At 69.8% G+C, this 12284-nt stretch carries 11 protein-coding genes and 1 pseudogene; 8 read left to right on the top strand and 4 right to left on the bottom strand.

Annotated features, from left to right (window positions below; all coding sequences use genetic code 11):
- Nucleotides 1-80 precede the first annotated feature (80 nt).
- On the bottom strand, nt 81-608 hold the full coding sequence (locus tag EV284_RS22715; RefSeq protein WP_130337108.1) for a YbhB/YbcL family Raf kinase inhibitor-like protein: 528 nt from the start codon (nt 606-608) through the stop codon (nt 81-83).
- 617 nt (nt 609-1225) lie between these two features.
- On the opposite strand from EV284_RS22715, the gene EV284_RS22710 reads away from it, so the two are divergent.
- From EV284_RS22710 to EV284_RS22700, 3 genes are all read left to right on the top strand, one after another.
- A complete protein-coding gene (locus EV284_RS22710; RefSeq protein ID WP_242625785.1) occupies nt 1226-2305 on the top strand; it encodes an NAD(P)-dependent alcohol dehydrogenase in 1080 nt (359 codons plus the stop codon).
- 72 nt (nt 2306-2377) lie between these two features.
- Nucleotides 2378-2596 carry a hypothetical protein gene (locus EV284_RS22705; RefSeq protein ID WP_242625784.1) on the top strand — a complete coding sequence of 73 codons (219 nt, stop codon included), beginning with the start codon at nt 2378-2380 and terminating at the stop codon, nt 2594-2596.
- Nucleotides 2597-2742: 146 nt separating this feature from the next.
- Complete coding sequence (locus EV284_RS22700; protein WP_242625783.1) at nt 2743-3621, top strand: helix-turn-helix domain-containing protein; 879 nt, start codon at nt 2743-2745, stop codon at nt 3619-3621.
- A gap of 304 nt (nt 3622-3925) precedes the next feature.
- On the opposite strand, the gene EV284_RS22695 is transcribed toward EV284_RS22700, so the two are convergent.
- Nucleotides 3926-5365, bottom strand: coding sequence for an MFS transporter (locus EV284_RS22695; protein WP_242625782.1), 1440 nt, complete (start codon nt 5363-5365; stop codon nt 3926-3928).
- The gene (locus EV284_RS22690; RefSeq protein ID WP_130337104.1) at nt 5362-6207 is read right to left on the bottom strand and encodes an alpha/beta fold hydrolase; all 846 of its coding nucleotides are present in this window, start codon (nt 6205-6207) and stop codon (nt 5362-5364) included. The genes EV284_RS22695 and EV284_RS22690 overlap by 4 nt, the downstream gene beginning before the upstream one ends.
- 93 nt (nt 6208-6300) lie before the next feature.
- Between EV284_RS22690 and EV284_RS22685 the strand changes: the two genes are divergently transcribed.
- Both EV284_RS22685 and EV284_RS22680 read left to right on the top strand, forming a co-directional pair.
- Entirely contained in the window at nt 6301-7239 is a 939-nt protein-coding gene (locus tag EV284_RS22685; RefSeq protein ID WP_130337102.1) for a LysR family transcriptional regulator, read from the top strand.
- A gap of 339 nt (nt 7240-7578) precedes the next feature.
- On the top strand, nt 7579-8688 hold the full coding sequence (locus EV284_RS22680; protein ID WP_130337100.1) for a M20 family metallopeptidase: 1110 nt from the start codon (nt 7579-7581) through the stop codon (nt 8686-8688).
- Nucleotides 8689-8926: 238 nt separating this feature from the next.
- On the opposite strand, the pseudogene EV284_RS22675 reads toward EV284_RS22680, so the two are convergent.
- A pseudogene (locus EV284_RS22675) lies at nt 8927-9520 on the bottom strand (prolyl oligopeptidase family serine peptidase); the annotation flags it as partial.
- 53 nt (nt 9521-9573) lie between these two features.
- On the opposite strand from EV284_RS22675, the gene EV284_RS22670 reads away from it, so the two are divergent.
- The 3 genes from EV284_RS22670 to EV284_RS22660 are packed head-to-tail and all read left to right on the top strand — an operon-like array spanning nt 9574 to nt 12105.
- On the top strand, nt 9574-9858 hold the full coding sequence (locus EV284_RS22670) for a gamma-glutamyltransferase (RefSeq protein ID WP_242625781.1): 285 nt from the start codon (nt 9574-9576) through the stop codon (nt 9856-9858).
- 44 nt (nt 9859-9902) lie between these two features.
- Nucleotides 9903-10826, top strand: coding sequence for an NAD(P)/FAD-dependent oxidoreductase (locus EV284_RS22665; protein ID WP_130337098.1), 924 nt, complete (start codon nt 9903-9905; stop codon nt 10824-10826).
- Nucleotides 10827-10851: 25 nt separating this feature from the next.
- On the top strand, nt 10852-12105 hold the full coding sequence (locus EV284_RS22660; protein WP_130337096.1) for an MFS transporter: 1254 nt from the start codon (nt 10852-10854) through the stop codon (nt 12103-12105).
- Nucleotides 12106-12284 lie beyond the last annotated feature (179 nt).

Raw genomic sequence — 12284 nt, 5'->3', positions numbered from 1 at the left:
AAAAAGGCGTTCCTGTTCTACTCGATATCACCGATCGCGCCGCCCCCGGTCCGTATTCCGCTCCACCGTCCGCCCGTCACTCACCGCTCGTACGTGGCGAACATGGAGGCCCGCGCGATCGCGTGGGTGAACAGCAGGAAGTCCATGAGCGCGGGGGTCGTCGTCCCGGACACCTCCAACTCCTCCACGTCGACGGCGTGCACCACCAGGAAGTAGCGGTCAGGGCCGTTCCCGGGAGGTGTCGCCGGCCCGAGGTACCTGCGGTGACCGGCGTCGTTGGCGAGTGTCACCGCGTGACCGGGCAGATCGCTCCCGTCTCCCGCGCCGGCGGGGAGCTCGGTCACGGAGGCGGGCAGATTGGCCACGGCCCAGTGCCAGAAGCCGGAGGCGGTGGGGACGTCCGGGTCGAACATGGCGACGGTGAAACTGCGGGTCTCCTCGGGGAATCCCGACCAGCTGAGCTGTGGGGAGACGTCCGCTCCGCCCGCCCCCAGGACACCGCTCACCTGCTCCATGGCCAGCGGGGCACCATGGGCCACGGACCGCGAGGTCAGGGAGAAGGCCGGAATCGACGGGACATGGTCGTACGGACCATAGGGCTTGATCATGGCAGCCCCTCGCATTCGCGGTGGATCGTCTGCTGGAGGCGACCGCCCGGCGTCACCGCCGCGCGAGCCGTGCGGCAACCGGATCTGCCCGGGGCGCACCGGCGAGGCAACTGTGCCTGCGGCGGCCGTCATTCAACGCTAGGAGCAGTGTTTCGGGTCGGCAATCCGGACCTGGCCGACCGGAAGGCGGGCCCTGCTCCGGGAAACGGGACCCCGCTCACGACGCCTCGGCAACGGGCCGCGCCCGCCCGCTGCGAGCCCCGGCCGACCGTGGAACCGCCCCGCGCGCGATGCCGGTTCATCGGTGCGATGGCGCTGAACGACGATCGCCGTCGTTCCCGGCATCGATCGCGTCGCGCGGTTCCGCCGGGCGCGACCTGCCGTGACGCGGGAAAGCCGAGCACGGCGACCGAGCGGCCGACTATCACATGACGCCTCGGAATCAGATGCCGATTGGCGCCCATATTCCATGGGATATCAATGCGCCGGGGCCCCGGTTGCGTGGCGAGGGAGTCGTGCAGGATTCTGGTTTCCATGGCATCGGTTGCAGCGATATCGGCGTGAGGCCGGCGACCGTTCCGCGACATCCCTCGCCCCGGAAGAAAGGCGGCTGCTCCATGAAGAAGATGCGCGCGGCCCGAATGCACGGGTACAACGAACCACTCCGGATCGAAGAGGTCCCCGTACCCGAACCCGGGCCGGACGAGATCCTGATCAAGGTGGCCGCGGTCGGGATGTGCCGCAGCGACTACCAACTCCTCGACGGCTACTTCAAGGGCCCCTTCCCCGTGGACTTCCCCTACATCCCGGGCCATGAGGTGGCGGGCCGCGTGGTCGGGCTGGGCAGTGAGGTCCCGGACACGGTCGACTACGCGGTGGGTGACATGGTCGTGGTCAACCCGAGCTGGGGCGACGGCACGTGCCGCCAGTGCCGGGAGGGCAACGAACAGCTGTGCAGCGGTGACGGCAGGTGGGTCGGCTTCGGCCCGCAGGGCGGGTTCGCCGAGTACATGCCGGTGCAGTACAACCACGCCATCCCGGTCTCCGAGGAAGCCGCGAAGCATCCCGAACTGCTCGCCCCCATGACCGACGCGGGCCTCACCCCCTTCCGGGCGATGAAGAAGCTCCGCGACACCGGGAAGATCGGCCCCGACCGGGTGGTCGGCGTCACCGGCATCGGCGGCCTCGGCAGCTACGGCATCCAGTACGCGAAGCTGCTCGGCGGCGGCGCGACCGTCGTCGCTCTGGCCCGGTCCGACAACAAGCTCGACGTGGCGAAGAAGAACGGCGCCGACTACGGGATCAACGTCAGGGACAAGTCCACCGAGGCCATCCAGAGCGAACTGGAGGACCTCACCGGCAGCGCGACCTTCGACGCCGTCCTGGACTGCGTCGGCAGCGAGCAGTCCATCCCGATGGCGTTCGACCTGCTCGGCCCGGAGGGTGTGGTGGCGAGCGTCGGCCTGATGAGCGATCACGTCAGCATCGCCCAGTTCCCCTTCGTGGGCACCGAGCGCACCTACCTCGGTTCCTTCTGGGGCAACCACGCGAATCTGGTCGAGGTGCTCTCGCTGGCCGAGAAGGGCCTGGTCGAACACGATGTCACCAAGGTCAAGCTCGAGGACGTCAACGAGAACCTCGAAGCTCTCGGGCGAGGAGAAGTCGTCGGCCGCCTGGTCATCGTGTTCGAGGACTAAGGGCTGTCCCGCGAAGATCGGCTTGCGTGCCCGGCCTCAGGGGAACTGAGCCTGGGAGGCAGGATGTCCTCCGTGATGAGCAGTGCGGATCTGCATCCTGCCCGGATACCGGGTTACGACGGTGGCCCCCTCACGTACCCGGCCGGGCTCCTGGAGGAGCCGCACTTCTGGCTGGGTCACCTCTCCTCGTGTGTCCAGAGCGAAGAGGCCGAAGAACTGCTGTTCGGCGCGGACTACGACGTTGGATCCTGCGACGACGGACCTGCTGTGAAAGCGAAGAGGCTCAGGTGATGTACCGAGAAGCGAACAGCAGTGAATCCGCGCAGTCGAGCCGGAGTCGGCCGACGGACTTTCGCTCCGCCATTCACCTGCCCACTCGGCAGACCGACCGCACCGAGAACATCGTCCGGGCCTGGGAGGGGGGACCCCTCGCCCACTTGAACCGCCTGGCCATCCCGGAGCCCGATGCCCGCAACGGGTTCAGGTTCCTGGCGAACGGCCACTACTTCGAGAACCTCCTGTCGATCAGCGTGTACTGCGACTCGCTGTCGGGGATCTCAGGTGACGACCGGGAACAGGACCCCGTCGTGGCGGACCTGGTCACCGCCGGCAAGATCCTGTTCACGAGCAGGCATGCCTCGCACGTCGTCACACCGGGCCGTATCTGCATCCGTGACACGAAGGCGTCCTGGGAGTTCTACTGCGCACCCGCGACGCGCGTACGCGTGGTCACCCTCCCGCGTCACCTGGTGTTCTCGGGCACCGCGTCACCGGAGAGCGTGAACGGGTCCTGTCTCGCGGACGTCAGCACCCCCGAGGTTCGCTTTCTGCTCAACTTCCTGGAGGCGATCGAGAAAAGCGGGGACGATCTCCATCGTTCCGCGTCGGCGCAGGCTCTCGCGGCGGACGCCTGTACGGCTCTCTTCTCCGGAATGCTCTTCGGCCGGCACGCGTCCGCCTTCCAGGACCACCCGGACGCGGCCGTGACGGCTGCCCGGAATTTCATCGAGAAGAATCTCGGGAGCGCTCACCTCTCTCCCGCGATGGTTGCCCAGAACGTCGGGGTGCCCCTGCGCACTCTCCAGCGATCCTTCTCGGATTCGGATGACACGATCATGGCCTTCATCCGCCGCCGGCGTCTGCAGAACGCACACGCGGACCTCAGGCGGCTGGGCAGCACCGCGACGATCTCCGAGATCGCCGCACGCTGGCAGTTCGCGGACGCCAGCCACTTCATCAGGCACTTCAAGGCGCTCTACGGGAGCACACCGGCTTCCTATCTGAGGAACCTCGACGGCGGGGGTACGGCGGAGTGACCCCGGCCTTCTGCCTGCCTCACGCCCCCTGCGGGCTGCCGTCCGGGCCGCCCCGTGCCGACCGTCAACTCGGCCCCCAGGGCTGCCCGATCTCCCAGGACGGAAGGGTCGTCCAGTAGGGGGTGGCGCGCGCTGTCCGCGGACGCCGGGCGCGGCCGCGCGCAGCGCGGGGAGGAGTCCGCGGCGCGCCAGGACGGCGAGCAGCGGCTGGTCGTACGGCCCTCAGCTGGTCCGGAAGGCCGCCGGCCCGGAGGGGTCGAGCCCGGTGGGCCCGAGGGGGGTGTTGATACCGGACTACCGGCCGTCACCGCCGCAGCTTCTTGTGCCGGCGGTGCGGGACGTGGGCTGTCCGGTCACCGGCGAGGTTGCTGTCAGGACGAACGTGCACGGGCTCCGTGCCAGGCCGCTCGCGGAGGCGGAGGCTGATCAGCGCGGTGACCGTGAAGGCGGCGGCTTGGTAGAGCATGGCGTGCCGGAACGCGGTGCCCGCGTCGGCGGCGGGGGCGTAGTAGGCGAGTCCGGCCGCGGTCACTCCGATGGATCCGCCGAGCTGCTGGGCTGTGGGCAGCAGTCCGGAGACCGAACCGGCGGCGGGGCCGTGCACCTCGGCCAGGACCAGGGTGAACACCGAGGCGGTGAAGGCGCCGAACGCGGCTCCGCCGAGGGCCAGCACGGGCAGTGCCGCCTGGCGTCCCGCTGCCGAGCCGATGAGCGGGGCCAGCGTCAGGCACATCCCGGCCAGTGTCAGGGACGCGACGGAGAGCACCGTCGGCCCGTGCCGACGGGTGAGAGCGGGCGCGGCTCTGCTGCCGAGGACGGCGGCGGCGGCGAACGGTGCTGACGTCAGCGCGGCCGCCAGGGCCGAGTACCCGACGGCGGACTGCAGGTGGAGGAAGAGCAGGTAGGTGAAGGAGGGCACGCCCGTGTTGAACACGAACACCAGCAGCGTGCCCCGGCGCGCCGACCGGTCACGCAGCACCGCGGGATGGATCAGCGGGTCGGGTCGGTGCGGAAGGCTGTGAACGAAGTGGCCGAGGGCGGCGACGGCCACGGCGAATCCAGCCCATGTCCACCAGGGCCAGCCCGCTTCCCGCCCCAGCGCCAGGGGCAGGACCAGCGCCCCGGCTCCCACGGTGACCAGCAACGCGCCCAGCTTGTCGACGCGGAGTCCCGCCGTCCCGCGGGTGCGGGGCAGCGCGGTCGCTCCGGCCAGCGAGGCGAGCGCCACCGGCACGGTGAGGAGCATCACCGGCCGCCACCCGAGGCCGAAGAGGTCGGCACTGAGTACGAGGCCGCCGAGCAGGGGCCCGGCCAGTGACGCGACGGCCATGGTCGCGCCGTACAGGCCGAGGGCGCGCGGCCGGCCTGTCGCGGGAGTGGCGGCCTGGATGAGCGACAGGACCTGGGGAGCGACCAGGCCGCTGCCCGCGCCCTGCACCAGCCGGGCCGTGATCAGTGACGCGGCGTCGGGGGCGCACGCGCCGGCCACCGAGCCCGCGGTGAAGACCACGGTGCCCGTCACGAACAGGCGGCGGTAACCGTACCGGTCACCCAGCCGTGCGGCGGGGATGAGCAGGCACGCGTACGTCAGGGTGTATCCGGCGAGGACCAGTTGCACGGCGCCCGGACCGGCGCCCAATCCGGCCTGTATCGCCGGCGCGGCCACCTGCGCGACAGTGACGTTGAGCAGTTGCACGAAAGTGGCGCTGAGCACCACCGGCAGCACGAGGCGTCCCCGGCTCACGGCAGCAGCGCCGCGGCGAGCTCACGGGGCCGGGCGGCGAACGGGCTGTGACTGCCCGGGAGGGTGCGCACGGTGAACGGGTCCCCGGGCATGGCCCGGTCGGCTTCCGCGATCATCAGGTCCTGCACGGCCGTCGGCAGCGCCCGGTCGTCCGCGCAGCGCAGGAAGGTCCGCGGGATACGCCCCCACCGGCCCGGGGTCACGACGACCGGGGTGGTGGGGATCGCCAGAGGCAGATCGGGGCTCAGCGCCGATCGCCAGCGGTCGAAGCGGTCCAGGGGGGTGTCGTGGTAGTGGGTCTGCCGCAGTTCCTCGACGTAGACGGGGTCCTGCGAGAGCGGGTTGATCCGCACGGCGCCCAGTTCCCCGGGGTCGCCGAGGTTCAGACTCCGGCCTCGCGCCGTGGCGTTCTCGGGCGAGCCGAGGTAGTCGAAGAACCGGGGCCGTCCGGCGGGTACGAAGGCGGAGAGGTAGACGATCTCGTCCACGAGTTCGGGTGCGCGCTCGGCGGCGAGTGACGCGGGGCCGCCGCCCGCGCTGTGTGCGACGAGCACGACACGACGGTGGCGGCGGGCCTGGCGCAGCGTGTCCAGCACGGCCTCGGCGCTGTCGTCCATCGTCACGGTGGCGAGCGCGGACCTCTCGGTCGACAGGCCCGGCTGGCCCGGCTGGAGGTATCCGCTGGGCAGCGGCACGTCGAAGCCATGCCCCGGCAGGTCGACGGCCATGCTCGCGGCACCGTGTGCGGCGAGTGCGCGCCGCGTCGCCGCCCACTGCCCGGAACCGTGCCAGGCCCCGTGCACGAGGACGAAGACGGTGTCTGTGGAGGGAGAAACAGTCATGACCGCATTCCACGCGGCCCGACTTCGATCATCCATCAAAAGATCTGGCAAGCTGATGCGCGATACCTGTGAGATATGGAGGGGGAGTCTGACATGGAGGCGCGGCACCTGCGATACGCACTGGCCCTCGCCGAGCACGCACACTTCGGCCGGGCGGCCGGTGCGCTCGGCATCGCGCAGCCTCCCCTGTCCAAGCAGATCGCCGACCTCGAACGAGAAGTGGGCGCCCGCTTGTTCGACCGCACCCGCCAGGGGGTGTTCCCGACAGCCGCGGGTGCGGCCTTCCTCTCCCGCGCCCGCAGAGCGCTCGACGAGATCACGGCGGCCTCGGTCGACGCGGCCAGGGCGGCACGCGGCGAGACGGGTCGGCTGCGCCTGGGGTTCATCGCCTCGGCACTGCTCGAACCCCTGCCGGACGTCCTCGGCCGGTTCGGCCGCGAACGGCCCGACGTGCGGCTGGAACTGCACGAGATGGCGACCAACCGCAGCACGGCCGCGCTCGTCTCCGGCGAACTCGACGTGGCGATCGGCCTCGGCCGTCCACGAGGCGTCGGGGCCGAGCAGTTGGTATCGGTCCCGATCGGACACGACCACCTGGTCGCGGTCGTGAGCAGCACGCATCCGTACGCCGGGCAGTCGTCGGTGGACGTGGACCAACTGCGGCGGCAGCCGTTGATCGTGGCGCCCGGCGAGGACGAACCCGCCGTCGTCACCGGCCTGCGGACCCTGTTGGGCAAGGACTCCCCGGCGCTCTCCGGCGCGACCGTCGCGAGGGACATCCACACCATCATCGGCCTCGCTGCCTGCGGGGTGGGAGTCGGTCTGGGACCCTCCCGCATGCTGGCGGCCCCACGACGGGGCACGTGGTTCTGCCAGGTGACCCCGCACACACCCCTGCCCGATCTGGTCCTGTCCTTCCAGGCCCGGGACCGCTCCCCGGCACTGAACGCCTTCCTCGACGTCATCCGCCAGAACTGCCCCGAGGTCGGCGCCGCCCTCGACCACCGGCTCAGCCCGCTCGGACCCCGATGAAGAAGGCGACGGCGCCTCGGCCTTTCGGCTGTTTCAGGCTCGTACCTTCTCGAACGGGTCGCGGCCAGTGAAGATCACGCGTCCTGGGAGCCGGGTGGCCGGTTTACGCTGTGCACGACCGTGGCTTCCGGGCGTCAGGTGCCGTGGCGGCGGGGGGTGTGCGAGGCCGCCGAGGCCGGCCGCTTCCGTCCTCCGCGGGCGGGACATGGCGGTTCGCCGAGAGCCTGAAGTCCGTGAGTGGCCGGTAGCGCACCCCGCTGGCCAGGACCCTGAGGAGGAGTGCCCGACGGACGGGCACGCGCTTCCGCTCGCGTACGGCGCGTCTCGTATCTTTGAGCGATGAGGACGCACAACAACGCTGATGTCAGCGTCGACGCCATGCTCGAGGATCTGCGCAGGCTCGTCGAGGTGGAGTCTCCCTCGCGTGACCTAGACGCTCTGCGCGCGTCGGCACGGACGGTGGCGGCGGTGGTCGAGAGCCGGCTCGGGGGAGAGGCCGTCCTGGTGGAGAGCGAGGCGGGGCCGCATGTGCGCTGGACGGGCGGTGGCGTTCCCCGGGTGCTGATCCTCGGCCACCATGACACGGTCTTTCCTCTGGGCACGCTGGAGCGGCGCCCGTTCCGGGTGGAGGACGGCCGGGCGACGGGCCCCGGGGTCTTCGACATGCTGGGGGGACTGGTGCAGGCCGTCCACGGCCTCGCGGCGTTGGACGACCTCTCAGGCGTGGAGATCCTGGTGACCGCCGACGAAGAGGTCGGTTCGGGCTCCTCAAGGGCCCTGATCGAGGAACGGGCTCTCGCCTGCGGCGCCGTGCTTGTGCTGGAAGGCGCGGCGGAGGGTGGGCATCTGAAGACGGGCCGCAAGGGATGTGGCACGTTCGAGGTCCGCGTCAAGGGCCGCGCGTCGCACGCGGGGCTGGAGCCGGAGGCCGGCGTGAACGCGTTGGTGGAAGCCGCGCATCAGGTGCTGGACATCGCGGCGCTCGGCAGGCCGGAGATCGGTACGACAGTGACGCCGACAGTGGCGTCGGCGGGAGCCGCCGACAACGTCGTCCCGGCGGACGCGACGGTGTGGGTCGATGTTCGCGTCGAGACCCTTAAGGAGAAGGAGCGGATCGAATCGGCCTTCGCGGCCCTCGCTCCGCATCTGGACGAGGCGGACATCGTCGTCCGGGGTGAGGTGGGGCGCCCTCCCATGCCCGAGTCGGCTTCTTCCCACCTGGTCGAGATGGCGCAGACGCTGATGCCGGGCATCAAGGGCGTGGCGGTCGGCGGCGGCAGCGACGGAAACTTCACGGCCGCGCTGGGAGTGCCGACGCTCGACGGGCTCGGGGCGGTCGGTGGGGGCGCTCATGCCGATCACGAGTATCTGGTGATCGGCATGATGGCTGAACGGGCGCAGCTCATCACCGGACTGGTGAAGGCGATCCGAGGCGCCAGCCGCGAGTGACCAGGCACGTCCTGCCGGCGGCATCACGTGGAACCCCCAGGCGTTGAGGGGATCCGGGTGCGGATCGTCCCGGCCCGGGGGTGCCGCAACGATCCGCATCGGCGTGGCCGTCCCGCCTGCCGGCGGCGCGCCCGGCGTCGTCCTCCACAGGATCAGGTCCAGGGGGAGACGGCTTGCGGCGATTCCGTCCCATCGCGGGAACCGCGCCGTGACCGCCGATGGCCATGTGGTGGCCGAATCACGGCAAGTGGCGTTTCACGAAGGCGAGTCCGTTGGCGAACTGCTTGACTCGTTCCTCCATCACCAGCGACCCGTGACCCGCCTCGTAGCGATAGAGTTCGTGGGGTTTGCGCAGTGCCTCCAAGCGGCTCACGTAGTTCTCTATCTGACGGATCGGGCAACGCGCGTCATTGACGCCAGCACTGATGAGAACGGGTGCCCCGACCTTGTCCACGTACGTGAGCGGAGAAGAGGCCTCGTATCTGTCGGGTACGTCGGCGGGAGAGCCTCCGAACAAGGCGCGGTCCAGCGCCTTGAGCGGCTCCATCTCGTCTTCGTAGGCGCTCACGTAGTCGGCCACGGGCACGGAAGCCAGTCCGACGGCCCACGACTCAGACTGAACGCCGAGTCCCAGGAGCGTCAGGAAGCCTCCCCACGAGTTGCCGGCCAGGACCAGGCGTCCGGGATCGGCCAGCCCCTCGGCGACGACCCACTCGCGTACGGCAGCCACGTCCTCGAGCTCGATCAGCCCGACACGCCCCCAGAGGGCATCGGTCCACGCCCTGCCATATCCCGTCGATCCGCGGTAGTTGACGCGGACGACAGCGAAGCCGCTGGGTCGGCGGGACGCCGGGCGGTGACGGGCAGACCCAGTGGAACGCCCAGGTGCTCATCCGGCTGTTGATGGACGGCCGCTCACCCCTGGCAGCGCTATCGCTGCCGCGGTGGACGTACTACCCGGGGTGTGACAAGGCCGAGGCGGACATGAAGCTTCAGCTCCGAGTCGATTCCGGCATCCCCGACGGCACGGTGGACGCGCTTCGGGACAAGGGGCACACGGTCGTCCCCAAAGCGAGCGTCGGTGGGGTCGTGCGCGTTCTCGAACGGGGTGCCGGCTTCGTGTGCGGTCTGGACGAAGGGCGCCACGAGGGGCTCACCGCCGGCCGGTGATTCCCGTGGGGTCAGGCAGAGGCAGCAGAGACGGAGGACGAAAGATGCAGCAGACGGAACGGCTCACGCCGTCCACTCACTATGACGTGATCATTGTCGGGGCGGGAGCGGCAGGGCTGTCGGCCGCGGTCATGACGGCACGGTCCAAGCGCAGCGTTCTTGTCGTCTCCTTGCCGGAGCGCCGCAACTCCACCGCCACCAGCGTCCGTAACGTTCCGTTCGCCCATGGTGAGCGGCCCGAGGTCATCTACGCCAAGATGGAAAAGGACGCCGCCGAGTGCGGAGCCCAGTTCGTCTGGGATCACGTGGACGGCGTCTCCGCCTCCGAATCGGGCGTGCTGGTGACCACCCGCACCCGTGGCGGTTTCACCGCCCGGCGGCTGATCCTCGCCACCGGTCGCGAGGATCGTCTCCCTGGATGGATCCCGGAAGGCACGTGGGGAAAGAGCATTTTCGAGTGCCCCTACTGCCACACCTTCGAGAACGACGGGAAGGACTTCGCTGTCGTCGGCCGCGGCGGGAATGCGGTCTGGATGGCCCGACTGGCCCAGCGGCACGCGGGTCGTATGACCGTGATCGTGGCTGACAGCCAAGCGCCGGAAGCCGAGAAGCGCGCGGCCGAGTTGCTGGTGAAGGACGGCGCCGAAATCGTCATCGACGAAATAGCCGAGGCCGAGGAGCTTCCCTCCGGAAGGCTTCAGCTGCGCACCCGGGAGTCACGGGAGCTGGTCGTCGACGTCGTCCTGCTGACCGAAGTGGCCCAGCCCGAACGGCGTTTCACCGGCTCGCTCGGCCTTGAGCTGCTGGACAACGGGTATCCCAGAACGGACATCAACGGCCGTACCTCACACCCCCTTGTCTACAGTGCGGGAAACGCGATAGGCACCTCGTATTACATGTGGACGGGTGCTGCCAGCAGCGGACTGAACGCTGCCCGAGCGGTGTGGGAGGACTTCGCCATGGAGTGAGCCGTCTCCCCGCCTGCCCCAGGAAATGAAGAAAGACATACGCATGGGCCTCCCCTCCGTGACTTCCCGTACAGGCCGGCTGATTCTCGGCCGCGGCACAGCCGCGCTGGCCACCGCGCTCATCCCCACCACGCTGACTTTGGCCGTCATCGGCACCACCGGCGCCGCGGGGGACCTGGGTGTCGTGCTGGCCTGCGAGACGCTCCCCATGGTTCTGCTGCTGCCGGTGGCCGGCGTAGCAGCCGACCGGTTCCCGCCGCAGAGAATCGTCCTTCTCGCGGACCTGACGCGTTGTGCGGCTCAGGGGGTCATGGCACTGCTTCTGCTGAACCATCTCGCCACTGCGCCACGGCTCGCCGTCCTGGCGGCCTGCACCGGTGTCGGCGTGGCATTCGGGATGCCCGCGGTACGCAGACTGGTGGCGAACACCGTGCCGCCGACGGATCGCCTCAAGGTCAACTCACGGATCAGTGTGATCAACGGAGTCGCCCAGATCGCGGCTCCCGCCCTCGCCGGCACGTTGGTGCTCACCCTGGGAGCGGGATGGTCGTCACTCAGCACGGCGCTGCTCTTTCTGGGCTCCGCGCTGACACTCGGCGGAATCACTCCCGCGACGGTCACCAAGGCCACCGCACGCGCCGGCAGTTTTCTTCAGGAGGTCCGCGGAGGCTGGCAGGAGACCCGGCGTCACCCCTGGTTCATGTATTCGGTGTTCGGTCACGGGGTCTGGCACCTGACGGCGGGCCTGCTGATGTCCCTGGGGCCGCTGGTGGCCGTGAAGGAACTCGGCGGTGATGCCTCCTGGGTGATCATGATGCAGGTCGGGACAGCAGGCTTGATCGTCGGTGGTCTGAGCGCTCAACGCCTGCCCGTCCGGCGTCCGCTTGCCGTCGGCGCCTGCGGTACGGCCCTCTATGCCCTGCCGCTGGCCGCGTTCGCCCTGTCGGCGCCCCTGGCCGTCTGTGTCGTCGCCTACCTGCTGGCGATGACCGGTATCGGGGTCCTGACGCCCCTGTGGGAGACCAGCCTGCAACGGCGTATCCCCGAACACGCGTTGGGGCGGGTCGGATCGTTCGACGCCCTGATCTCTCTCTCGTGCCGGCCGCTCGGTTTGGCCGTGGCCGCCCCCGTGGCGGCGTGGGTCGGGAAGAGTTTCCTTCTGGGCGTCGCCGCCGCGGCCGTGGCCGTCGTCAATCTCGCGATTCTCGCGATTCCCGATGTCAGAGCCTCCTCCCCCCGGGAGGATCGGCGGACGGAGGATGCCAAGGCGACGGTCTGAGCTGCGGAGCGGATTGCTCACGGCGCCGCGGACGCCGTCGTGAACCCCGGGTGGGCCCGGCGCCCTCCCGGCGGGGGATCGATGTCCGCTGCCGGTCGATGACGGCTCGTCACGTGGTTCCCCGCGCCCCTTCCGGGCGTCGCGCCGTCCGCCGAGTACTCCCCAGGGAGTAATCCGCA

The sequence above is a fragment of the Streptomyces sp. BK022 genome (assembly GCF_004217355.1).
In the GTDB taxonomy this organism is placed as follows: Bacteria; Actinomycetota; Actinomycetes; order Streptomycetales; family Streptomycetaceae; genus Streptomyces; species Streptomyces griseoluteus.
The sequence above is the reverse complement of the archived record's forward strand: the minus strand, read 5'-3'. Positions and strand labels throughout refer to the sequence as shown.